A 22,119-nucleotide genomic window follows, 5' to 3' on the forward strand; every position below is an offset into this window, starting at 1 on the left:
GGCTTCGAACTAGAGTCGTGCCATGAGCTCTGCCGAAGCCCCGGACAGCGTCGTCCGCGCCTACATCGACCAGCACCGTCCCGCCTTCCTCGACGACCTCGCCGAGTGGCTGCGCATCCCCTCCGTCTCCGCCGACCCCGGCCGGACGGGGGACGTGCGCAGGTCCGCGGAGTGGCTGGCGGCCAAGCTCCGCGAGACCGGCTTCCCGGTCGCGGAGGTGTGGGAGACGGAGAACGGCGGTCTGCCCGCTGTCTTCGCGGAGTGGCCCTCGGGCGACGCCGGGGCCCCGACCGTCCTCGTCTACGGCCACCACGACGTCCAGCCCGCCGCCCGTGAGGACGGCTGGGCCACCGACCCCTTCGAGCCGACCGTCGTGGACGGGCGGATGTACGCGCGCGGCGCGGCGGACGACAAGGGCCAGGTCTTCTTCCACACGCTCGGTGTGCGCGCGCATCTCGCGGCGACCGGCCGCACCACCCCGGCCGTCAACCTCAAGCTGTTGATCGAGGGCGAGGAGGAGTCGGGCTCGACGAACTTCCTCGACCTGATCCGCCGTGAGGCCGGGCGTCTGGCGGCCGATGTGGTGATCGTCTCGGACACGGGCATGTGGGCCGCCGCCACGCCGACCGTCTGCACAGGCATGCGCGGTCTGGCCGACGCCGAGGTCAGCCTCTACGGCCCGGACACCGACATCCACTCGGGCTCCTTCGGCGGCGCGGTCCCCAACCCCGCCGACGAGGCCGCGCGGCTGGTCGCCGCCCTCCACGACGCGGACCGCAGGGTCGCCGTGCCCGGCTTCTACGACGGCGTGCTGGAACTGACCGAGCGAGAGCGGGAGCTCTTCGCCGAGCTGCCGTTCGACGAGGAGGCGTGGCTGCACGTCGCCAAGTCCCGCGGCACCCAGGGCGAGGCGGGCTTCACCACCCTGGAGCGCATCTGGGCCCGCCCGACCGCCGAGGTCAACGGCATCTGGGGCGGCTACACCGGCCCCGGCGGCAAGACCATCGTCCCGGCGGAGGCCCACATCAAGCTCTCCTTCCGGCTGGTGGCCGGTCAGGACACCGAGAAGGTGCAGCAGGCCGTGGCCGACTGGGTCGAGCGTCAGGTGACGCCCGGCATCCGCCACGAGATCGTCTTCCGCGGCGCCACCCGCCCGTGCCTGACGCCGCTGGACCACCCGGCCCTCCAGTCGCTCACCCGGGCGATGGGACGGGCGTTCGGGCAGAAGATCCTCTTCACCCGTGAGGGCGGCTCCGGGCCCGCGGCCGACCTGCAGGACGTGCTCGGCGCGCCGGTGCTCTTCCTGGGCATCTCGGTGCCGTCCGACGGCTGGCACTCCATCAACGAGAAGGTCGAGCTCGACCTGCTGGTCAAGGGCGTGGAGACCTCGGCCTACCTGTGGTCCGAGCTCGCCACCGGCTGGGACCGGTCCGCCCCGGGCGGCGGCGCCGGATCCGACGCCGTGACCGCGGACAACTGATCAAGGGGGAGCGAACCGTGACGGTTCAGCAGCAATTCGTCCGCACACTTCCGCTGGCGCGGGCCGGTGTGGACCGCGCCGCGGAGCGCCGCCTCGACGAGCCATGGCTCGCCGCTGCCTGGAGCCACCCGAGCACCCGGGTGCTGGCGGTCTCCGAGGGCAAGGCCTTCGTGGTCGACACCGAGAGCGGCACGGACCTGGTGCTGCTCAGCACCTTCGACGCCCCCGACGAGGGCGAGCGCTTCTTCCTCGGCTGCGACGAGGAGGGCGTCGCGTACTTCGCGGTGGCCTGCGCCCAGCTGCCCGGTCGGCTGGACGGCCCCGAGCGCCCAGCGGGCCTGCGGGAGGTGGGCGGCCTGCTCGGGGCGCGCGACTCCGGCCTGCTCGTCCACGCGGCGGCGCTGGAGAACTGGCACCGCTCGCACCGCTTCTGCTCCCAGTGCGGTCACGCGACCGACATGGCGGCCGCCGGCCATGTGCGCCGCTGCCCGTCCTGCGGCCGCGAGCACTACCCCCGCACCGACGGTGCGGTCATCATGCTCGTCACCGACGACCAGGACCGCGCGCTGCTGGGCCGCCAGGCCCTGTGGCCCGAGGGCCGCTACTCCACCCTGGCCGGCTTCGTCGAGCCCGGCGAGTCCCTGGAGCAGGCGGTGGCCCGTGAGGTCGCGGAGGAGGCCGGCGTCCGCGTCGACCTCGACACGGTCGAGTACGTCGCCTCCCAGCCGTGGCCCTTCCCGGCCAGCCTGATGCTCGGCTTCACCGCCAAGGTCGACTCCCGCGACGGCAGCGCGGACATCCGCGTCGACGGCGAGGAGCTCGCCGAGGCCCGCTGGTTCTCCCGTGAGGACCTCGCCGCAGGCATGGCTGCCGGCACCACCCTCCCGCCGTCGGGCATCTCCATCGCCCGCCGCCTCGTCGAACTCTGGTACGGCAGCCCTCTCCCGGAGGCTTCCGCGTAACGGCCGAGGCAGTCCGGACGGGGCCGGTGCCCGAGCCGGGCCCCGGAGCACGCGGCCCGTCCGCGCGCTCCGGGGTCCGGGGGCCGTGCGGCTGCACGTGCCCGCTTTCGCTCAGGGGCGCGCGCCCGGGGCGGGGGTCACGCGCCCGCTTCGCTCGAAAGCGTGATGGCCGGAGTCATCCCCGCGCTTGTGGCGGCAGCCGCCTCGGCGGGCTGTCCTGTCGCGCGCCCGGTGACCGCGTCCTCGAGGCACTTCGGGTCGAGAGCGAGGACACAGGTGACCGTCTTGCCGGTGAGGCGGACCACGACGTCCCAGCTCTCGGCCAGCAGGCGAACGATCTGCAGGCCACGGCCGCCCAGCGCGTCCTCCCCGGCCTCGCGCGCCGAGGGGAGCGCGGTGCCCTCGTCCGTCACGGAGACCCGCAGGCCCGCGTCGGTCAGGGCGAGCGTGAGGTCGACCGGACCGCTCCCGTAGCGCATCGCATTGGTGACCAGTTCGGAGACGATCATCTCGGCACTGTCGACGAGATCCGTCGCGCCCCAGGCCGCCAGCGCGGTGCGGGTGATCCGGCGGGCATGCCGGACGTTGCGCGGATGGGGCGGGAAGGAGGCGACAGCCGCCCAGGCTCTCCGGTCGTTCATCGTTCATGCCTCCAGGGCAGGATCATGAGGGCGCGCAAGTAGTTGGGATAATCCGGATTGAGCCAGCCTTGACCGATGTTGGCTCGTTTCCCTGAGCCTGCGCAAGTGCAATGGCTACATTCTCGGGGTGAACATTTCCCGAGGGGTGGGCCAGGCCCCGAAATATCAGCGGCTGGCCGCAGACCTGCGGCGCCGGATCATGGACGGGGAGTGGCAGGGCGGCGTGCCGCTGCCGGTGGAAGGCGAGTTGGAAACCCAGTACGGGGTCGCTCGTAATACTGTCCGACTTGCTGTTGATGTTCTCGTCAATGAGGGTCTTCTGGTCCGCGTCCAGGGAAAAGGGACCTATCTGAAGGACCACACCGTCGTCGATCATCACGCCTATCGTGCACCGACCGTCACCGTTCCAGGAACCCCCCTTGGCGCGGCTTCTTCCGTATATGCGGAGGAGGCGCAGGCGGCCGGTCGGAAATTGACATCCGACTTTCAGATGCTGATCGTAAGAGCCACCACTGACATCACCGAACGCCTCCGGCTCGCGCCCGGGGAGGCGGTGGTGCTCCGGCGGGTGCTGCGCTACCTGGACGGCGAACCGTGGTCGGTCGAGGAGAGCCACTACCCGGTCCGGCTCGCCGCCGCGACCGCGCTCATGGATCCGGATCCGGTGCCGGGCGGCGACGAGGCCGCCCTCGCCGAGGCCGGTCACGCCGAGACGGGCTGTGTGGACGAGCTCTGCGCCCGGATGCCGAACCCCGACGAGGCCCGCTGGTTCCAGGCGGGGCCCGGCGTGCCGCTGCTGGTCCAGCTGCGCACCGGCCTCACCCAGGCCGGTCCGGTGCGGGTCACCGAGACCCGGTACTGCGCGGACCGCAACCGGTTGGTCTACTCGCTCGGCTCCCCGGAGCTCGTCGCGTCCTCGGGTCGGGTGCCGGCGCAGACACAGAGATGACCGGCCGCCCCGGGCACGAGCCCGGGGCGGCCGGTCGGACATGCGGCCGGGGTCAGGCCAGAGCGGCCTTGACCTGCGCGAGGGACGGGTTGGTCATCACCGTCTCCGCGCCGGTGGAGGAGAGCGCCAGCACCGTCGGCACCGTCTGGTTGCCGTTGTTGACCTTCTCGACGAAGGCGGCGGACGCCGGGTCCTGCTCGATGTTGATCTCGGTGTACTCGATGCCCTCGCGGGTCAGCTGCGACTTCAGCCGCTGGCAGTACCCGCACCAGGTCGTGCTGTACATCGTGACTTTGGCGGACATCCGTATCGCTCCTCTTGGGGTCTGTCCCGGCGCATTCGCGTTGCCGGTAGGCCCAACGCGGCCGCGCGGGGCCGCATTCCCCGCGCCCGCCGTCGGGCGGATCCGTCGTATCAGCTGACCGGCCCTGTGGACAACGTGGCCCGGGTTGTCGCTGCGGCTTGAGAGGATGGGCGGCATGCAGGTAGAGCTCCCTGGCACGCTGCCGTCCTTCGCCGGTTCCCACGACGCCGACCCGGGCGGGCGCCGCGACGCCGACGCCGTGCTCGCCGGGCTCGATCCGGAGCAGCGCGCCGTCGCCACGGCGCTGCACGGGCCCGTCTGCGTCCTCGCGGGCGCGGGCACGGGCAAGACGCGGGCCATCACCCACCGGATCGCCTACGGCGTGCGCAGCGGCGTGATGCAGCCGCAGCGCGTCCTCGCGGTGACGTTCACGGCGCGCGCGGCGGGGGAGATGCGCGGCCGGCTGCGCCAGCTCGGGGTGGAGGGCGTGCAGGCGCGCACCTTCCACGCCGCCGCCCTGCGCCAGCTGCAGTACTTCTGGCCGCGTGTGGTCGGCGGCGAGCTCCCGCGGCTGCTGGAGCGCAAGGTGCAGCTGGTGGCCGAGGCCGCCGGGCGCTGCCGGATCCGGTTGGAGCGCACCGAGCTGCGCGATCTGACCGCCGAGATCGAATGGGCCAAAGTCACCCAGACCGTGCCGGAGGACTACCCGGTGGCAGCGGCCAAGTCCGGTCGCGAGACCCCACGGGACCCGGCCGAGATCCGCCAGGTGTACAAGGTCTACGAGGAGCTCAAGCGCGACCGAGGGGTGATCGACTTCGAGGACGTGCTGCTGCTCGCGGTCGGCGTGCTGGACGAGCGGCCCGAGGTCGCCGAGCAGGTCCGCGCCCAGTACCAGCACTTCGTCGTCGACGAGTACCAGGACGTCTCGCCGCTCCAGCAGCGGCTGCTGGACCTGTGGCTCGGCCCGCGCTCCAGCCTGTGCGTGGTCGGCGACGCCAGCCAGACGATCTACTCGTTCACCGGCGCCACGCCGGAGTACCTGCTGGGCTTCCGCACCCGGCACCCCGACGCGACCGTGGTCAAGCTGATCCGGGACTACCGCTCCACCCCGCAGGTGGTGCACCTCGCCAACGGCCTGCTCGCCCAGGCGCGCGGTCAGGCCGCCCAGCACCGACTGGAGCTGGTCTCCCAGCGCGACACCGGCCCCGAGCCGGTCTACCTGGAGTACCCGGACGAGCCCGCCGAGGCCGAGGGAACGGCCAAGCGGATCCGGGCCCTGCTCGACTCGGGCGTGCGCGCCAGCGAGATCGCGGTCCTGTTCCGCGTCAACGCCCAGTCGGAGGTCTACGAGCAGGCCCTGGCCGACCAAGGCGTCCCCTACCAACTGCGCGGCGCGGAGCGGTTCTTCGAGCGCCCCGAGGTCCGCGAGGCCGGCCTGCTCCTGCGCGGCGCCGCCCGTGCGGGCGGCGGACCGGTCGACCCGTTGCTGGAGGAGACGCCCGAGCGGCTCGCCGACCAGGTGCGGGCGGTGCTGTCCACCCGGGGCTTCACCCCGCAGCCCCCGGCGGGCTCGGGCGCGGTGCGCGAGCGTTGGGAGTCGCTGGCCGCCCTGGTGCGCCTGGCCGAGGAGTTCGAGGCGGCACAGCACGCCGCGCAGCAACCGGCCAACCTCGCGGCCTACGTCGCCGAGCTCGACGCCCGCGCGGCGGCGCAACACGCCCCGGCCGTCGAGGGGGTCACTCTCGCGTCGCTCCACTCGGCCAAGGGTTTGGAGTGGGACGCCGTCTTCCTGGTCGGTCTGACCGAGGGCATGATGCCGATCGCCTACGCCAAGACCGACGAGCAGATCGAGGAGGAGCGGCGGCTGCTCTACGTCGGCGTCACCCGGGCCCGGGTGCACCTGGGGCTGTCCTGGGCGCTGGCCCGTTCCCCGGGCGGTCGCGCCTCACGCAGTCCCTCCCGCTTCCTCGACGGCCTGCGGCCCGGCTCGGCAGTGCGTGGTGCAGGCGGCGGTCGGGGCGGTTCCGGCGCGCAGGGCGCTCAGGGCGGCCGTGCCTCGCGCAGCCGCTCACCCATCAAGTGCCGCGTCTGCGGTCGGGTGCTCACCGAGGCTGTCGAGCGCAAGCTGCGCCGCTGCGAGGACTGCCCGTCCACGCTGGACGAGGGTCTGTACGAGCGTCTGCGGGACTGGCGCGGTCGCACGGCCCGGGAGCAGGGCCTGCCGGGCTACTGCGTCTTCACCGACGCCACGCTCATCGCCATCGCCGAGCAGCAGCCGGGCTCCCTCCCGGAGCTCGGCCAGATCTCCGGGGTGGGCCGGGCCAAGCTGGACAAGTACGGCGACGTGGTGCTGTCCCTGTGCGCCGGAGCTGAGCCGTCCGGGATCGAGGCACAGCCCGATCCGGGTGCGGCAAGCCAGTCCGGGGTCGCCTCCGACCAGGGCGACCAGGGGGACATCTCGGACCTCTGGGACGAGCCGACGCCCTCGGCGACAACGGTCGAAGACTCGCCGGAAAAATAGTTTGCGCGCGCAGTGCGGACCCTACTAGCGTGCCGAGCACGGTCGAGGAAACGAGGCCGAGCCCACTCAGGCACCACCTGCAGCGGGCGTTACTGCTGCGTGCTGTACAGCTCTCGGGCTGTACTGCAAGCTTGAAGGAAGAAGTGACCACCCACGGGTCCGCGACGCCAGCGGACCCCGAGCGCGCCGAAGGGAGGCGGACATTGTGATCAGCATGACGAAACTGGCTGGACTGTCGGTGACCGCCGCTGACTTCGGTATGCGCAGCGTCGCCCTGCCCTGTGTCAAGGCCAGTGGTCTGTCCCTCGCCGGTGCCCGTGTCGACGCCACTCGTGTGCGCGTCGCCAGCGAAGCCACCGTCGCGGGTGCCGCCACTGCCGCCCTGGCCGGCAATGGCTTCGGCGCGTGGGATGCCCGTCGTCTCGAGCGACCGCTGTCGGCATCCGTAGCGATCATGACCGCCCCCGGCGGTTATGGCGACGCGACGGGTGCCGGAGCCTCCGCCAAGCAGCAGCCCCAGCTCCACACGCAGAAGATCGCCGCAGCGGCGATGACGATCCGGGCCCTCCGCGGACCCGACCCTGGGATAGAACGAACCTGAGCCTGCATCAGGTCGGCTTTCCAGGGCCGCGGAACCCGAATCGGGATCCGCGGCCCTTCTGTTTGCCCACAGGCACGACAGAACCCAATCGAGCACACCGACTCAGACAGGAAGACGACGCGACCGTGTCACCGGTGACCACCCCGCACGCCCCGTCCGCAGCCAAGGCCGACCACTTCGACGACTCCCACCCCCCGGAGGTTTCTCTGATGCAGCTCACCGCGTTCGAGGAGGCCGACACGCTCGGCGTCCCGATCCCCTGCCGCTCCCTCGACCCCGAGGTCTTCTTCGCCGAGACCCCCGCGGACGTGGAGTACGCCAAGTCCCTCTGCGGCACCTGCCCGGTGAAGGACGCCTGCCTGACCGGTGCACTCGAGCGCCGCGAGCCCTGGGGCGTCTGGGGTGGCGAGCTCTTCGTCCAGGGTGTCGTCGTGGCCCGGAAGCGGCCGCGTGGTCGCCCGCGCAAGTCCGAGGTCATGGCGTGACCGCCGCAAGCGCGCTGCGCAGCTCCATCCGTGAGATCGCCGATCCGGTGATCGATTCGAACCCACTCGACGACAAGCAGGTCCCTCCGATGAACCGTCCCGCCGACGCACACCCCCGCCCTGCACTGCACACCGAGACTTCCCAGAACAGGACCCTCACCATGCAACTCATGCCCGAAGCCCTGGCCCGTGTCCACATGCAAGAGCGAATGCAGGAGGCCGAGCGCGAACGATTGCTGCGCGCCGTGCAGTTGAGGCGCCGTGCCGAGCGCGCCTCGCTGCGCGCCCGGCGCGCGCTCGCCGCCGTCGTCCTCTGAGTCGACGACACGTCAGCACGGCAGAGCTGAACCGCACGACCGAACAGGCAGCACCGTACGCAGATCCGTATGGACAGTGATCGGGCCGGCCTCCCCCTCGGGAGGCGGGCCCGAGGGCTTTCCGGCCGGCCGCAGCCGGTCCGGAAACCCTCAGGCGATGGCCTCCTCGTCCGCGAAACCGGGCAACCATGCGAGCAGCTCGTCGCGGAAGGGGGCGGTCGCGTCGAGTTGGCACAGCACACCGATGGTGCTGAGCGTCACCCGGTGGATCAACAGGTACGACGGGGGCAGGTTGAGCTGGCGCCCCAGCGCGTAGGCGGGCGAGCGGGGATCGCCGACCCGGGCCGCCTGGGCCCGCATCCAACTGCGGGTGAACCGGAACTCGTCGACGGCCGCCGGCTCGATGATCGGCAGTACGTAGTCCAGCACCGCGTCCGCGTCCAGCTCGATGGTGGGCTTGACGAAACCCTCCTGGCGCAGCATCTCCAGGACTCCGTTGGCGTCGCCCTGGAGCGCCAGGCGCAGCGCCGTCCCTATCGGCAGCGGCAGCCCCTCGGGCAGGCGGTCGACGGTGCCGAAGTCGAGGACGCCCAACTGCCAGCCCTCCGCCGGACCGTCGTCGACGAGCAGGCGGAAGTTGCCGGGGTGTGGATCCGCGTGGAGCAGCCCGGTGCGGGCCGGGCCCGCGAACAGGAAGCGTGCCAGCAACCGGCCTGCCCGGTCCCGCTGCTCCTGCGTGCCGGAGGCGATCACCTCCGAGAGCGGGACGCCCTCCAACCACTCGGTGACCAGGACCTGGTCGCCGTGGTGGACCACCGCCGGGACCCGGATCTCCGGATCGTCGGCGAACTCCTCGGCGTGGACGGCCTGGGACTCGGCCTCCAGCGCATAGTCGAGTTCCTCGGTGATGCGGTTGCGCAGCTCGGCGATCAACGGCTTGACGTCCAGGCCCGGGATCAGCGGCCCGATCAGCCGTGCCACCCGACTCAGCTGGGTGAGGTCCGAGAGCAGGGCGTCACCAGCGCCCGGGTACTGGACCTTGACGGCCACCTCGCGCCCGTCGTGCCAGACCGCCCGGTGGACCTGGCCGATCGATGCCGCCGCGGCCGGCTTGTCCTCGAAGGAGGCGAACAACTCCCGCCAGTCGGGCCCGAGCCGCTCCGCCAGTGCGCTGTGCACGGAGGCGGCGGGCATCGGCGGCGCGGCCTCCTGGAGCTTGGTGAGGGCCGCCCGGTACGGGCCCGCCACCTCCTCCGGCAGGGCGGCCTCGAAGACGGACAGCGCCTGCCCGAACTTCATGGCTCCGCCCTTGAGTTCGCCGAGCACCTTGAACAGCTGGTCGGCGGTGCGCTGTTGCAACTCGGCCGCCACCTCTTCGGCGGGCCGACCGCCGATGCGCTTGCCGAGGCCGAGAGTGGCACGTCCGGCTATCCCCAGCGGCAGGGCAGCGAGTTTCGCCGTGCGGGTCACTGCCTTGCGTGGAAGATCGCTCACGGATGCCTCCTGCTCCGCGGAAGCGCCTCGGGCCGATCGAGCCCGGGCGGATCCTCGTCCGGTGCGTGTGTGGTGCGTGCGGCTGAGCTCATTCTGCCTCGGGCTGCCAGCAGCAGCCGCAATCGGGGTGCGCTTCCAGTGACCGGCGGCGCATCGAGCCGTCGACCATTGAGATGTCGACCCACCCGCCCAGGCTAGGCGGTGCCGCACCGTCCAGGTAGATCAACGCGTGCAACGCCGCGGTGGAGGCGACCGTGGCCGCCAGGGTGGCGTCGCAGGCCCCCGGAGCGGACCTGCCGCTGCAGTGCTGGGCCAGGAGCAAAGGCCAGCTCGGGTCCTCCTCGGCGCGTCGACAGGACAGGCAGCGCCCGCACGGGCTGTCGCCCGGCAGTACGAGCGGCCCCACCGAGCCGGTGGTCTCCACCACACCCGCGTACAGGTGTGGGAGCCCGGCCTGCACCAGCGCCTGCCCGAGCTCCGGATCGGGCAGCCCGCGCGGGGCCACCACGACGAGATCCGGAAGCCCCTGGGTGGCGGCCGTCTCGTCGGGCCGCCAAGGCGCGGCGCGGCGGACGGCGGCCCTTGCCGCGTCGATGCGAAGCCGGCCGGCGTCGTCGGGGCGGAGCCCCGCCGGCGAGGCGTCCTCGGGCTGCACCCGGCCCGCGTCGCGTACCCGGACTCTCCCCACCCCGGCTGCGGCCAGCAGCGAGGCGACGGCTGCCCCCACCCGTCCGGCCCCGCGCACCTCGACCCTGGCCTCCCGGCGGGCGAGCAGGGCGGCGGGAGCCGCGCCCGGACCGGGCCGGGCGAGCGAGAGCGCGGCCAGATCCGGTGCCAGCCGTGCGCGCTCCTCCGGCGGCAGGGCCAGCAGCGGTCGATGGGCGGTGCTGTCGTCGAGGGCGTCGCAGGCGAGCAGCTCCTCCAGCAGCTCGCCGACGCGTTCCGGGCCGATGCCCAGGCGAGCCGCCTCGCCCGGGAGTGCGGCCAGCTCCCGTGTGCCGTCCAGCAGGTCGAGGAACCGCGCCTCGTCGGGCGCGGCCGCCATCGTGCCGCCGTGTCGGGAGTCGAGGCCGAACTGCAGCGTCTCCCGGTCGCGCCAGGCGCGGTGCAGAGCGGGCTTGAGACAGGGGCGCATCGACGTCTCCGTTCCGAGCGGTGGGTCCTGCCGGATCTGACGGGCTCAGCATGCACCCGAGGCGGAAAACGTGCGCAAAGTTATCCACAGGGCTGTGGATATGGTCTGATGATCGCTCAAATCTGCTGTGGGTTGGTCCAGCTTTGGCGCGAAACAGCCCTATTCCCACTGTGTCGATGACCACCCGAAGGGAGAAATTCAGCCAAGGGGTGGGGACTTTTGTCGGTCCCGGCAGGTAGCGTCTCCGGCGTGGCTGCTGGACCGGAGCACCGTCCCGCTGCGCCGCGCAGACCTGCTCTGGCAACGCCCCAGAGTCGGTTGTCGGCGCAGAACGTCGAGGTGCGCAGAAGCGCCCGCCGCAGCCGCACGGTGTCCGCCTATCGCGAGGACGGGCGAACCGTCGTGCTGATCCCGGCCCGCATGTCCGCGGCCGAGGAGAAGCGCTGGGTGGAGCGGATGCTGGATCGGCTCGACGCCCGGGAGAGCCGGCAGATCCGCGGTGACGACGAGCTTGCGGCGCGTGCCTGTGAGCTGTCCAGGAAGTACCTGGGTGGCCGGGCGAAGCCCCGGAGCGTCCGCTGGGTCACCAACCAGAACACCCGCTGGGGCTCCTGCACCCCGTCGGAGGGGACGATACGCCTCTCGCACCGGCTGCAGGGCATGCCCGACTACGTGGTCGACTACGTGCTGCTGCACGAGCTCGCCCACCTCCTGGAGCCGGACCACGGGAGCCGGTTCTGGGCTCTGCTGGATGCCTACCCGCGCACCGAACGTGCGCGGGGCTACCTCGAGGGCGTCGTCACCGCCCGACTGCCTTCCCAGCGCGAGAGCCACTGAGGCCGCGCACATCGGGCAGCCAGGGCGCCTTCGGCGATCCTCGGCCGACCCGCTTCGGCCGGCGGGTTCGGACCTGTTGGCGACAGACCTGTCGGCCCGGACCGTCGGCCCGGACCGACGGCCGGGATCTGTCAGCCGAGCCTCGTGAGCTCGGCTCCTGACACCCGGTCCGCCCTCAGCGCAGCGCGAGCCTGGCCAGCTCCGTCAGCCGCCGGACCGAGGCGTCGGTGTCGGAGGGCAACGCCTCCCATGGGAACCAGCGCAGGTCCAGGGACTCTTCGCTGATCCTGGCCACCGCGTCCGAGGGGGCCATGACCAGGTACTGGACGTCCAGATGCGTGTTCTCCGGCTGATCCTTGCCGGCGCAGCGCACCGCGTGGCGGTCCAGCTTGGCGGGCCCCTCCCCGATCAGGGCCAGGCCCTCGGCGATGCCCGACTCCTCCCGGGCCTCGCGCAGGGCGGCACCGGCCAGGGTTGCATCCTCGGGCTCGCAGTGACCGCCCAGCTGCAGCCAACGACCCACCTTCGGGTGCAGGGTGAGCAGCACCCGCCCGTTCTCCGCGTCGACGACCAGGGCGCTCGCGGTGATGTGGGCCGGACGACAGCTGCGCCAGACCCCGTCCACCCGGGCGTCGAGGTGGGCCAGGTAGTCGTGCCGCAGCAGGTCCTGCTCCGGGTCGGGCGCCTCCCAGGAGCTCAACGTTCGTACGGCGTCCGCATGGAGGGCGGAGAGGGAGATCGTCTCGGTGCGCGAGATCACTGCTCGGTACCCGGCTTCCCCTCGTCTTCCTCGCCCGGCTTCACATCGCCGGACTCGCCGGCGGAGGAGCTACCGGCCGCAGGGCCGTCCTTCTCGGAGCCGGAGCCGGAGCCGGAGCCGGAGCCGCTGGCCGAGCTCTTGTCGTCGGAGCTCTTGTCCTCGGCACCCGCGTCGGAAGTCTTCTCGGTTCCGGGGGCACCGGGGCGTCGCCCGGCGGCTTCGTTGAGCATCTCGTCGAGCTTGGAGAAGTCGATGCCACCCTCGGCGAGATCCGGGGCCGCAGCGTGCACGAAGCCGTCCGGATCGTCCAGGTCCGCCGCCGTGGGCAGCATGTCCGGGTGGCCCCACAGCGCGTCGCGGCCGTCGGTGCCGCGGGCGTCGGCCAGCGAGGCCCACAGACGGGAGGCGTCGCGCAGGCGGCGCGGGCGCAGCTCCAGGCCGACCAGGGTGGCGAAGGTCTGCTCGGCCGGTCCGCCCGTCGCACGGCGGCGGCGCAGGGTCTCGCGCAGGGCGGCGGCGTGCGGCAGGTGCGGCGACGCGGCCGCGTGGACAACGGCGTCCACCCAACCCTCGACCAGGGCGAGGGCCGTCTCCAGCCGGGCCAGCGCGGCCTTCTGCTCGGGGGTGTCCTCGGGCTGGAACAGACCGCCTCCCAGGGCCTCCTGCAGCGACTCGGGGTTCGTGGGGTCGACCTGACCGACCAGGTCCTCCAGCCGGGCGGTGTCGACCTTGATGCCGCGCGCGTAGGCCTCGACGGCCCCGAAGAGGTGCTGGCGCAACCACGGAACGTGGGCGAAGAGGCGCTGGTGGGCTGCCTCGCGCAGGGCGAGGTACAGGCGGACCTCGTCGGCGGGCACCGACAGCCCCTCGCCGAAGATCTCGATGTTCTGCGGCAGCAGCGCGGCCTTGCCGGCCGGGCCCAGCGGCAGGCCGACGTCACTGGAGCCGAGCACCTCGGCCGCCAGGGCGCCGAGCGCCTGGCCGATCTGGGTGCCGAACATGGCACCGCCCATGCTGCGCATCACGCCGAGCAGCGGGCCGGCCATGGCCTGCATCTCCTCGGGGACCACGCTGCCCATGGCGTTGCCGACGCGTTCGGCGACCGGGTCCACCAGCTGCTGCCAGGTCGGGAGGGTGGCCTCGATCCACTCTGCCCGGCTCCACGCGACCGCGGTGCCCGCGCCGGCGGGCAGCGCCGTTACGGAGTCCAGCCAGAGCTCGGCGAGGCGCATCGACTCGAAGACGGCAGACCGCTCCGACTGAGCGACGGAGCGGTCCTTGGACCCCTCCTCCTCGCTGCCCTGAACGACCGCCTGGCGGGCGATGTTCTTGGCGAGCTCCCAGTTGACCGGCCCGCCGTCGAAGGAGAGCATCTGGCCGAGCTGCTGGAAGGCGGCGCCCAGGTCGTTGGGGTTCAGACCGCCGAAGATGGCGGCGAAGGGGTTGTCACCGGCCTCGCCGGAGCCGCCAGGGCCACCGGGCAGGCCGGGAAAGCCGGGGAATCCGAAGCCGAAGGGGTTGCCGCCCTGGCCGCCGCCGCCCGAGTCGCCGCTGTCGCCGCTTCCTGAGCCGCCGCTGCTCTTGTCGTTGTGGCTGCTGCCGGAGCCGCCCTGGCTGCCGGAGCCGCCCTGCTTCCCCTCCTTGCCCTCCTCGGGCTCCTCGGGGGGAAGGCCGAAGCCGAAGGGGATGTCGCTCACGAGTCGCCTCGATCTGATAGGCCGGCGCCGGAACACGGCGGGTGCCGGGTGCACCGCCATGCCCTGGCCTCGGGCAGGATGGACCGGTACGTGACACTTACGTACGCATCAAAACTAACCGTGGAGGATAGCCGGTGAGTTCCCCGCCTTCGGACGTTCGCTCTCGGCTGACCGGTGACCAGGTGGGTCCGGCGGGTACGGAGGAGGCCGAGGTGGGCCGTCCCGAGTACACGGGGCCGCCCCTGGTCGTGGCTGTCACCGGCGCCGCCTCCGGCATGGGTGAAAGGCTGGTCCGCCGCCTTGCCGAGGCCCAGGGGGTGCGGCGGGTGCTGGCGATCGACGAGCGTCGCGGTGAGGCCAAGGGGGTCCAGTGGCGGGTCCTCGACGTCCGGGACCCCGCCGTGGCCGAGCGGCTGGCCGGCGTTGACGTGGTGGTCCACCTGGCGCTCGACCTCGGGATGGAGTCGGACCCCAAGGCGCGGTCGGCGTACAACGTGCGGGGCACCCAGACGGTGATCACCGCCGCGGCGGCCGCGGGGGTGCACCGGGTGGTGCTGTGCACCTCCGCGATGGTCTACGGGGCCCTGGCCGACAACGAGGTCCCGATGGCCGAGGACGCGCCGTTGCGCGCCACCGAAGAGGCCACTCTCGTGGGCGATCTGCTGGAGATCGAGCGCCTCGCCCGCAGGGCGCCGCATGTCCATCCCGGGCTCTCGGTGACGGTGCTGCGTCCGGCCGTGCTCGTCGGGCCCGGTGTGGACACCGTGCTGACCCGGCACTTCGAGGCGCCGCGCCTGCTGGTGGTGGCGGGCTCCCGGCCGTGCTGGCAGTTCTGTCACGTGGACGACCTGACCACCGCGCTGGAGTACGCGGCGCTCGGCTTCGTCGAGGGTGAGGTGACCGTCGGCTGCGACGGCTGGCTCGAGCAGGAGGAGGTCGAGCAGATCACCGGGATCCGTCGGATGGAGTTGCCCGCCTCCCTCGCGCTGGGGACGGCGGCCCGGTTGCACCGGCTCGGTCTGACCCCCGCCCCGGCGGGCGATCTGGCCTACACGATGTATCCGTGGGTGGTCTCGGGGAGTCGACTGCACGAGGCGGGCTGGCGACCGCGGCACAGCAACGAGGACGTGCTGGCCGAACTGCTGGCACAGGTCTCCGGGAACCACGCGGTGGCCGGTCGTCGCCTCAGTGGCAAGGACGCGGCGACCAGCCTGGGTGCGGCGGGAGCCACGGTGGCCCTGGTGGGCACGGCGGCGTTGGTGCGTCGGGCTCGGAAACGGCGACGCGTCTGAGGGCCGAGTGGGTGTGCGGGGCGTGATCGACCGCTGAGGGGACGGATCTCATGGCTCGGCAACGATGGAAGTTGGATGTCACGATGCGGAATCGGCTCTTGAGACGCGCCTGCGATCCGTCATCATGGAAGCCATGAGCCCCAACACCACGGCCGACGACCCGATCCGCCTGCTCGCGCTGCGTGAGACCGTGCTGTCGCTCGACGAGGTCTGCGCCGCGGTCCAGCACGACGCCGCCGGCGGAACCGACGTCTTCATCGGCACGGTCCGTGACCACGACGGAGGCAAGGGCGTCACCGCTCTGGAGTACAGCGCGCACCCGACTGCGGAGGCCGAACTGCGCCGGGTGGCGGAGAAGGTCTGTGCGGACTTCCCGGTCCTCGCCCTCGCCGCCGTGCACCGGGTCGGGCTGTTGGAGATCAACGACATCGCGGTGATCGTGGCGGTGTCCTGCGCCCACCGTGGCGAGGCGTTCGAGGCCTGCCGGCGCCTGATCGACACGCTCAAGCACGAGGTGCCGATCTGGAAGCACCAGAGTTTCACCGACGGTGCCGCGGAGTGGGTCGCCGCCTGCTGAGCCACGCCGACGCGACCAGGCGGACCAACCGTGGCCGCCCGTGAGCCGCGAGGTGTCTCGCTCGTCCGTCGCACGGGTATGGATCAGGTGCGTGACCGGCATGGCCCGGTGATCGTTGTGTCGATCAGCGACTAGTCTGCTGATACCACGATGATCTGGGAGAACGACATGGGTGTGCTCGCCTGGTGGATCATCCCGTTGGTGGGTGGTGTGCTCGCCGCACTCTGGGTGACCTGGTCCTCCCGAACCCGCTCGACGGGTGACCGGGACTCCGTACAGGGCTACGAACGCTTCCGTGAGGCCATGGAACGCACGACCGACCGGCCGGAAGCCTAGTCCGCCGGGCGCGACTGCGCGCGCGTCCCGTACTGTCGTGCCATGCCACGCCGCTCCGCGACGATGCTCGCCGCCACGCTGATGCTCATAGCGCTCTTCTGCGTCGCCCTCGTGGTGCCGGCGCCCTATGCCGAGATGAGCCCGGGGCCGACGTACAACACGCTGGGTGAGCAGAACGGCAAGCCGGTCATCGTCATCACCGGGCATCCGACGTTTCCGACCACCGGCAACCTCAACATGACCACGGTCGAGGTGAGCAGCGCGGACTACCGACCGAGCCTGGTCTCCGCGCTGATCGGCTGGATCAAGAGCGACATGGCGATCGTGCCGCACAGCACGCTCTACCCGGACAATCAGACCGAGGAGCAGGCCCAGCAGCAGAACGCCGAGGAGTTCTCCGCCTCGCAGGACAGCGCCAAGGCCGCCGCGCTCAGCAGCCTGGGGTATCCGGTCAAGGCCGAGGTCGTGGTCGCGGCGGTCGTGGAGAACAGTCCCTCCGTCGGCAAGCTGCACGCCGGGGACGTGATCCTGGCCGTGGACGGCACGCGCGTCACCGACCCCCAGCAGGTGTCCACGCTGGTCACCAAGCACCAGCCGGGTCAGGACGTGGTCTTCACGGTGATTCCCAAGGCGAAGACCTCGGACATCACCCAGACGCCGGCCCAGCAGGCCGCGGTCGAGCAGAACGTGACCGTCACGACCGCGAAGAACCCGGACACCGGCAAGGCCATGGTGGGCATCCAGCCGGACGTCGAGCACACCTTCCCGTTCGACGTGCAGATCAACCTGGGTGACGTCGGCGGGCCGAGTGCGGGCCTGATGTTCGCGCTCGGCATCGTGGACAAGCTCAACGGCACCAATCTGACCGGCGGGAAGTTCATCGCCGGCACCGGCACCATCGACGCCGACGGGACCGTCGGGCCCATCGGAGGCATCAGCATGAAGCTGATCGCGGCCCGTGACGCGGGTGCGCAGTACTTCTTCACCCCGGCCGACAACTGCGCCGAGGCGGCCTCCGCCACGCCCAAGGGCCTCACCCTCGTCAAGGAGACCAGCCTCAACGGCGCGCTCCGGGCGCTCGCCGACATCCGTTCGGGCAACACCGCGGCGCTGCCCTCCTGCTCGGCCAAGTAGATCCGGCGGCCCTGGACGGCAGGACGAGCGGACCGCATGCGAGCGAACTGCACAGCAGGGTGGTCGAACAGCAAGGTGGTCGAACAGCGCGGCGGTTGAACAGCGGGACGGTCGAAGGGTGGCCGGCCTGCCCACCGAGGGCAGACCGGCTCGCGAGCACCGGCTCGCGAGCCGTCCGTCCTTATCCGCCGAGGAGCGGTCAGTCGGAGCTGCTCAGCTGAACGTGGTCAGCAGGGCGTCGGCCAGACCCGGCACCAGGTCGGGGCCGGTGAGGACCTCCCGCGCGGAGTCCTTCTCGCGCAGACGCAGCGCGGATTCGCGGCTGCCGTCGCGCAGCACGGCGACCGTCATCCGGACCTCCTGGCGCTCGGGGTGCTTGGCGACGAAGGCCGCCAGCTCACGCTCGCTCTTGCCCGTGGGCAGCTGCGACTCGGCCGAGGGCGGCAGGATCAGCCGCTCGACGACCAGGGCGCAGCCGGCGACCGCGTCCGGCCAGGCGATGGTGCCGAGGAACTCGTCCAGCTTGGCGTCGCGCGGGAGCTCCTCCTGCTCGATCGGGGTCAGCTCGCCCTCGGCGCCGGACTCCAGGCCGAGCTGACGGGCGAGGGCGGGTTCGTTCGCCAGGAGCTTGCCCGTGTCCACCAGGGCGAAGAGGCGGGCGGGCTGGTCCCAGCCCAGGCCGGCGACGTACTCGTCGATCTCGAGCGCGGCGCGGGTCAGCGGGCGGGCGGCAGGGGGTGTGGCGTCGGACATGCTCCATATCCTCACATGTAAGCGGGAACTCAAATAATCGTCGTCGGAGTTGGACTAGCGGTCCCTGGAACCCGCCGAGCCAGGACCGACCTGCCCAGTCGACGACGAGCTCCCGAGGACCCGCCTTGGTATTCCAGATGCCGACGCCCGGCCCGACGCGGCGTCGTCCGCGCGCGCTGCCGTTGGCGTCGGCGATCTCGGCGGGTCTGATGCTGGGCGCCCTGGTGGTGCTCGTCGCACCGACCTGGGCGCAGTTCACCCTCTTCCTGGTCTTCGGCTCCGTCATGGCGCTGCTGGTGGGCGGCAATTGCTGGTTGGCGCACCGGCTCCGCCAACCGCTGAGTGTGATGTCACCCGAGCAGGTGAGTCTGGACCCGTGCCGGCAGCTCGTCGCGGGACGCAAACCGGTGCTGCTGGCGGCGGTCACCGGCGTGCCCGGCGTCCTCGCGGGGGCCGCTGCGGCGACGCATGCGGAGCTCTGGCAGGAGACCGTGCGCGGCGCCGAGTGGGGCGTGCGGGATCCGATCCTGCACCGGCCCTCCGGGTTCTATCTGACGACGGTGCCCTGGTACCGCTTCCTGGTCGACTTCGGCTTCGCGGCGATGGTGGCCTCGCTCGCGGCCGCCGGGGCGGTGCACTACCTGTACGGCGGCCTGCAGCTGCAGGACCGGTGCAGACGCAGTACCGCCGCGGCGCGGGCGCAGCTGTCGGTGCTGTGCGCCGTACTGCTGGGGCTGAAGGCGGCGGCGTACTGGCTGGACCGCTTCGAGATCGTCGGCCGCGCGGGCGAACTGGGCCGCCGCGAGCTTGCCGCCTGGCTCCAGGCGAAGTCGGTCCTGTGCTGGCTCGCGTTGATCTGCGCGCTGCTCTTCCTCACCGTTCCGGTGCGGCACCGCTGGTTGCCTGCCCTGACGGGGCTCGGGCTGCTGGTGCTCTGCTCCGGGCTGGTGGGCGGTGTGTACCCGGTCCTGGTCCGGTATCTCGGTTGAGGGGACGCTCTGAGCACGTGCTATGGTTGGGACACAACGACGCGGGGTGGAGCAGCTCGGTAGCTCGCTGGGCTCATAACCCAGAGGTCGCAGGTTCAAATCCTGTCCCCGCTACTCAAGACGAAGGCCCGGTGCACACGCACCGGGCCTTCGTCGTTGTGGTCGGCGTAGCTGGGCTGTTCTGATCGTCGGCTTTCGTCGTCGGTCCTGGTGATATCGGGCCCTGGTTATATCGATTTGCTCTGATCGGCCGTCGCGTCGTAGAGTAGAGACACAACGACGCGGGGTGGAGCAGCTCGGTAGCTCGCTGGGCTCATAACCCAGAGGTCGCAGGTTCAAATCCTGTCCCCGCTACTGAAGACAGGCCCGGTGCACACGCACCGGGCCTGTCGCATGTCGGCGATGCTCTGCTCACGCTCGACGCTGCCCTTCGGGCACGCCGACACGCGCGGGGCTCTGCCGAACGGGTACGGAATCTGACGGACAGTCTTATCGAGTCTCGGCAAGGGAAGACGGGGGTCGCGGGAGGTCGGAGCCAGGCTGGGGACGGGCACTCGCACAGGCGTTGCACGGTAGATGTGTCGCGATATCGACAAAGCGCTGAAGTACCCTCACAAGCTGCGGTATACCAGGTGTACGCGGGTTGCGGATGGTGCGACGATGAGCTCCGCAGGGGCGATCGCGCACCAGGGGTGCCCGCATCCCCGGCGGACGCGGGAGTCGACATGTCGGTAATGGCTGGAGGCCCGACGGGGGCCGAGCAGGCGGGGCGGCTGCCTTCGCAGCGCGTCCAGGATGCCCAGCTGAACGGCACGTCTCTGTCCGGTCAGGAGACCGCCGACCCGGCGCAGTCCGACGGCGTGAGACCGGACGCAGCTGCGACCGAATCCCAGCCCGCCCCCAGGGCGGCGGTACGACGCCCCGCCGTCGACGGCACCCCGCTCGCTGCGGCATCGCTCACAGGATCCGTGTTCGACGAGCCGGCGATCGACGAGCCGGCGATCGGGCCCGATGCCGACATCGACCCTGCCGCCGCCGGTGAGGCCGCGGTCGGCGGGGAGAGCGCGGCAGGCGCGGAGAGTTTCGAGGAAGTGCTCGCGGCCCGTGAGCGGGAGGCGCTGGAGCAGCGCTACCGGGAGGCCGCCGAGGCCGGTGACGCCGCGGCGGCCAGCCTACTGGGCGCCCTTCTGCTGCGCCGGGGCGACCTGGAGGCCGCCGAACCCTACCTGCGTCGCGCCGCCGCGGCCGGGCTGCGGGCCGGTGCCAACAACCTCGGCGTGCTGCTGCACCAGCGCGGACACCGCGACGAGGCCGGGACCTGGTGGCGTGAGGCCGCGGTCGCCGGCAGCGCGCCCGCCGCGCACGCCCTCGGACTCCACCTGCGCGACCGCGGCGACGAGTCCGGCGCCGAGTACTGGCTGCTCCAGGCGGCCGAGCAGGGACACACCGGTGGCGCCTACGCCCTCGGCGACCTGCTGGAGCACCGCCACGACACGGTCCGCGCCGAGCGCTGGTTCCGCACGGCCGCCGAGGTCGGCCACCGCGAGGCCGCCTACCGGCTCGGGCGGCTGCGCGAGGGCGCGAGAGACGCCGCCGGGGCCGAGCCCTGGTACCGGCAGGCCGCGGCGCGCAGCCACACTGCGGCCTCGCTGCGCCTCGGCCACCTGCTCGAGGCGCGCGGCGACCGCGAGGAGGCGGCGCGTTGGTACCGCCAGGCCGCACAGGCCGGCGAGGCGCGCGCGGCCTGCGCGTTGGGCTTCCTGCTGCGCGACCAGGGCGACGCTGTGGGCGCCGCCGACTGGTGGCGTGAGGCCGCCGAGGCCGGCGACGGCACCGCCGCGAATGCGCTGGGCGCGCTCCACGACGAGTGGGGCGAGACCGAGATGGCGCAGCAGTGGTACCGCTCCGCCCTCGACGCCGGGGACCACAACGGTGCCTTCAACCTCGGATTGATGGCTGCGGCCCGCGGCCAGGAGGCGATGGCCGAGCAGTGGTACCGGCGCGCGGCCTATGCGGGCCACCGTGAGGCGAGCAACGCGCTGGCTGTGATGCTGCTGCAGCGTGGTGACACGCCTGGCGCGGAGCCGTGGTTCTGCAAGGCCGCCGAGGCGGGTTCGATCGACGCCGCCTACAACCTGGGCATCCTGCACGCGGAGCGCGGCGAGCTGCACTCGGCGCAGGAGTGGTACGCGCGCGCGGCGGCCGAGGGCCATGCCGACGCGGCGCTGCAACTCGGCGTCGCGAAGGAACGGCGCGGCGATCTGGCCGCGGCGGCGGCGCGGTACCGGTTGGCCGCGGAGGGCGGCTCGGTCGAGGGTGCGTTCCGTCTCGCCGTGCTGCTGGAGCGGTACGAGGACGAGACCGGGGGGCGCGGCGAGGACCCGGAGCGGTGGTACCGCAAGGCTGCCGAGGCCGGACACGGCCGCGCCCAGGTGCGCATCGGCGTCCGTGCCGCGGAGCGCGGCGAGACCGAGGAGGCGGAGCGCTGGTACCGGGCGGCCGCCGAGGGCGGCAGCCGCAGCGGAGCCTTCAACCTGGGCCTGCTCCTGGCGCGGGAGGGCGGCGAGTCCGAGGCGCTGCGCTGGTACACCGTTGCGGCCGAGGCCGGCCACGGGCGGGCCGCGCTCCGGCTCGCGTTGGTCGCGGCACGTCGCGGCGAGCTTCGGGAGGCGCGGGTCTGGTGCGTGCGCGCGGCGGAGCTCGGGCCCCCGGCCGTCACGGAGCGGGCGGAACGCCTGCTGGAGGCGCTGAGCGCCGAGCTTTCGGCGTGACGAACGACGCCCAAACGCCCAAACGCCGGAAGCCTGACACCCAACGCCTGACATGTGTCGCCCGCACGTGTGGCCGACGGCCGG

General features: G+C 72.0%; 21 protein-coding genes and 2 tRNA genes. 16 read left to right on the forward strand and 7 right to left on the reverse strand.

Translation table 11 applies throughout. The features are described 5' to 3' along the window. The first annotated feature begins 22 nt into the window (after positions 1-22). Both TR49_RS22555 and nudC read left to right on the forward strand, forming a co-directional pair. Positions 23-1,480 (forward strand): dipeptidase, encoded by a 1,458-nt coding sequence (locus TR49_RS22555; protein ID WP_042384367.1) that lies wholly within the window; start codon positions 23-25, stop codon positions 1,478-1,480. A gap of 17 nt (positions 1,481-1,497) precedes the next feature. Further along, a complete protein-coding gene (gene nudC / locus TR49_RS22560) occupies positions 1,498-2,442 on the forward strand; it encodes an NAD(+) diphosphatase (RefSeq protein WP_042384369.1) in 945 nt (314 codons plus the stop codon). A gap of 137 nt (positions 2,443-2,579) precedes the next feature. Here nudC and TR49_RS22565 read toward each other — a convergent pair whose 3' ends face one another. After that, positions 2,580-3,083 (reverse strand): ATP-binding protein, encoded by a 504-nt coding sequence (locus TR49_RS22565; protein ID WP_052434544.1) that lies wholly within the window; start codon positions 3,081-3,083, stop codon positions 2,580-2,582. 127 nt (positions 3,084-3,210) lie between these two features. On the opposite strand from TR49_RS22565, the gene TR49_RS41670 reads away from it, so the two are divergent. Beyond that, on the forward strand, positions 3,211-4,032 hold the full coding sequence (locus tag TR49_RS41670; RefSeq protein WP_152627405.1) for a GntR family transcriptional regulator: 822 nt from the start codon (positions 3,211-3,213) through the stop codon (positions 4,030-4,032). Between the two features lie 52 nt (positions 4,033-4,084). On the opposite strand, the gene TR49_RS22575 is transcribed toward TR49_RS41670, so the two are convergent. Next, on the reverse strand, positions 4,085-4,336 hold the full coding sequence (locus TR49_RS22575) for a mycoredoxin (protein WP_042365098.1): 252 nt from the start codon (positions 4,334-4,336) through the stop codon (positions 4,085-4,087). Positions 4,337-4,595: 259 nt separating this feature from the next. Between TR49_RS22575 and TR49_RS22580 the strand changes: the two genes are divergently transcribed. From TR49_RS22580 to TR49_RS22595, 4 genes are all read left to right on the forward strand, one after another. Continuing rightward, positions 4,596-6,857, forward strand: coding sequence for an ATP-dependent DNA helicase UvrD2 (locus tag TR49_RS22580; RefSeq protein WP_236653497.1), 2,262 nt, complete (start codon positions 4,596-4,598; stop codon positions 6,855-6,857). A 205-nt stretch (positions 6,858-7,062) separates the two neighbouring features. Continuing rightward, the gene (locus TR49_RS22585; RefSeq protein WP_042384375.1) at positions 7,063-7,458 is read left to right on the forward strand and encodes a hypothetical protein; all 396 of its coding nucleotides are present in this window, start codon (positions 7,063-7,065) and stop codon (positions 7,456-7,458) included. A 134-nt stretch (positions 7,459-7,592) separates the two neighbouring features. Continuing rightward, the gene (locus TR49_RS22590) at positions 7,593-7,943 is read left to right on the forward strand and encodes a WhiB family transcriptional regulator (protein ID WP_042384377.1); all 351 of its coding nucleotides are present in this window, start codon (positions 7,593-7,595) and stop codon (positions 7,941-7,943) included. A gap of 89 nt (positions 7,944-8,032) precedes the next feature. Beyond that, entirely contained in the window at positions 8,033-8,260 is a 228-nt protein-coding gene (locus TR49_RS22595; RefSeq protein WP_042384529.1) for a putative WhiB-interacting protein, read from the forward strand. Between the two features lie 150 nt (positions 8,261-8,410). Here the strand turns inward: TR49_RS22595 and TR49_RS22600 are convergent, their stop codons facing one another. Together TR49_RS22600 and TR49_RS22605 are read right to left on the reverse strand one after the other, a co-directional pair. Beyond that, positions 8,411-9,754, reverse strand: a complete 1,344-nt coding sequence (locus TR49_RS22600; RefSeq protein ID WP_042384379.1) for an ABC1 kinase family protein — start codon at positions 9,752-9,754, stop codon at positions 8,411-8,413. A gap of 88 nt (positions 9,755-9,842) precedes the next feature. Beyond that, positions 9,843-10,889 carry a ThiF family adenylyltransferase gene (locus tag TR49_RS22605; protein ID WP_042384380.1) on the reverse strand — a complete coding sequence of 349 codons (1,047 nt, stop codon included), beginning with the start codon at positions 10,887-10,889 and terminating at the stop codon, positions 9,843-9,845. Between the two features lie 249 nt (positions 10,890-11,138). Here TR49_RS22605 and TR49_RS22610 point away from each other — a divergent pair, with 249 nt between their 5' ends. After that, positions 11,139-11,726 (forward strand): M48 metallopeptidase family protein, encoded by a 588-nt coding sequence (locus tag TR49_RS22610; RefSeq protein WP_042384381.1) that lies wholly within the window; start codon positions 11,139-11,141, stop codon positions 11,724-11,726. Between the two features lie 175 nt (positions 11,727-11,901). Here TR49_RS22610 and TR49_RS22615 read toward each other — a convergent pair whose 3' ends face one another. Beyond that, entirely contained in the window at positions 11,902-12,486 is a 585-nt protein-coding gene (locus TR49_RS22615; protein ID WP_236653493.1) for an NUDIX hydrolase, read from the reverse strand. Next, the gene (locus TR49_RS22620; protein WP_084725253.1) at positions 12,483-14,183 is read right to left on the reverse strand and encodes a zinc-dependent metalloprotease; all 1,701 of its coding nucleotides are present in this window, start codon (positions 14,181-14,183) and stop codon (positions 12,483-12,485) included. The genes TR49_RS22615 and TR49_RS22620 overlap by 4 nt, the downstream gene beginning before the upstream one ends. Before the next feature lie 212 nt (positions 14,184-14,395). On the opposite strand from TR49_RS22620, the gene TR49_RS22625 reads away from it, so the two are divergent. The 4 genes from TR49_RS22625 to TR49_RS22640 all read left to right on the forward strand — a co-directional run bounded on the left by TR49_RS22625 (position 14,396) and on the right by TR49_RS22640 (position 17,522). Beyond that, positions 14,396-15,475, forward strand: a complete 1,080-nt coding sequence (locus tag TR49_RS22625) for an NAD-dependent epimerase/dehydratase family protein (protein ID WP_042384384.1) — start codon at positions 14,396-14,398, stop codon at positions 15,473-15,475. Between the two features lie 133 nt (positions 15,476-15,608). Beyond that, the gene (locus TR49_RS22630) at positions 15,609-16,052 is read left to right on the forward strand and encodes a molybdenum cofactor biosynthesis protein MoaE (protein ID WP_236653494.1); all 444 of its coding nucleotides are present in this window, start codon (positions 15,609-15,611) and stop codon (positions 16,050-16,052) included. 150 nt (positions 16,053-16,202) lie between these two features. After that, a complete protein-coding gene (locus tag TR49_RS22635) occupies positions 16,203-16,388 on the forward strand; it encodes a hypothetical protein (protein ID WP_042365106.1) in 186 nt (61 codons plus the stop codon). A gap of 42 nt (positions 16,389-16,430) precedes the next feature. Continuing rightward, positions 16,431-17,522: a YlbL family protein gene (locus tag TR49_RS22640; protein WP_042384387.1), complete on the forward strand. Its 1,092-nt coding sequence runs from the start codon at positions 16,431-16,433 to the stop codon at positions 17,520-17,522. 213 nt (positions 17,523-17,735) lie between these two features. Here TR49_RS22640 and TR49_RS22645 read toward each other — a convergent pair whose 3' ends face one another. Continuing rightward, the gene (locus TR49_RS22645; protein WP_042384388.1) at positions 17,736-18,275 is read right to left on the reverse strand and encodes a PPA1309 family protein; all 540 of its coding nucleotides are present in this window, start codon (positions 18,273-18,275) and stop codon (positions 17,736-17,738) included. A gap of 125 nt (positions 18,276-18,400) precedes the next feature. On the opposite strand from TR49_RS22645, the gene TR49_RS22650 reads away from it, so the two are divergent. The 4 genes from TR49_RS22650 to TR49_RS22665 all read left to right on the forward strand — a co-directional run bounded on the left by TR49_RS22650 (position 18,401) and on the right by TR49_RS22665 (position 22,035). After that, positions 18,401-19,264, forward strand: a complete 864-nt coding sequence (locus TR49_RS22650) for a UPF0182 family protein (protein ID WP_152627406.1) — start codon at positions 18,401-18,403, stop codon at positions 19,262-19,264. Between the two features lie 40 nt (positions 19,265-19,304). Next, a tRNA-Met gene (locus TR49_RS22655) sits at positions 19,305-19,378 on the forward strand. Between the two features lie 166 nt (positions 19,379-19,544). Next, a tRNA-Met gene (locus TR49_RS22660) sits at positions 19,545-19,618 on the forward strand. A gap of 614 nt (positions 19,619-20,232) precedes the next feature. Beyond that, entirely contained in the window at positions 20,233-22,035 is a 1,803-nt protein-coding gene (locus tag TR49_RS22665) for a tetratricopeptide repeat protein (RefSeq protein WP_084725257.1), read from the forward strand. Positions 22,036-22,119 lie beyond the last annotated feature (84 nt).

Origin of the sequence: Streptacidiphilus melanogenes (assembly GCF_000787835.1) — a bacterium.
GTDB classification, from domain to species: Bacteria; Actinomycetota; Actinomycetes; order Streptomycetales; family Streptomycetaceae; genus Streptacidiphilus; species Streptacidiphilus melanogenes.

Bases quoted from the DNA above. Each gene is read 5' to 3' on its own strand.
- TR49_RS22605 (WP_042384380.1), bottom strand. From the start codon at position 10,889: ATGCGCCCCTGTCTCAAGCCCGCTCTGCACCGCGCCTGGCGCGACCGG.
- TR49_RS22630 (WP_236653494.1), top strand. From the start codon at position 15,609: ATGAGCCCCAACACCACGGCCGACGACCCGATCCGCCTGCTCGCGCTG.
- TR49_RS22555 (WP_042384367.1), top strand. From the start codon at position 23: ATGAGCTCTGCCGAAGCCCCGGACAGCGTCGTCCGCGCCTACATCGAC.
- TR49_RS22645 (WP_042384388.1), bottom strand. From the start codon at position 18,275: ATGTCCGACGCCACACCCCCTGCCGCCCGCCCGCTGACCCGCGCCGCG.
- TR49_RS22595 (WP_042384529.1), top strand. From the start codon at position 8,033: ATGAACCGTCCCGCCGACGCACACCCCCGCCCTGCACTGCACACCGAG.
- TR49_RS22635 (WP_042365106.1), top strand. From the start codon at position 16,203: ATGATCTGGGAGAACGACATGGGTGTGCTCGCCTGGTGGATCATCCCG.
- TR49_RS22565 (WP_052434544.1), bottom strand. From the start codon at position 3,083: ATGAACGACCGGAGAGCCTGGGCGGCTGTCGCCTCCTTCCCGCCCCAT.
- TR49_RS22640 (WP_042384387.1), top strand. From the start codon at position 16,431: ATGCCACGCCGCTCCGCGACGATGCTCGCCGCCACGCTGATGCTCATA.
- TR49_RS22575 (WP_042365098.1), bottom strand. From the start codon at position 4,336: ATGTCCGCCAAAGTCACGATGTACAGCACGACCTGGTGCGGGTACTGC.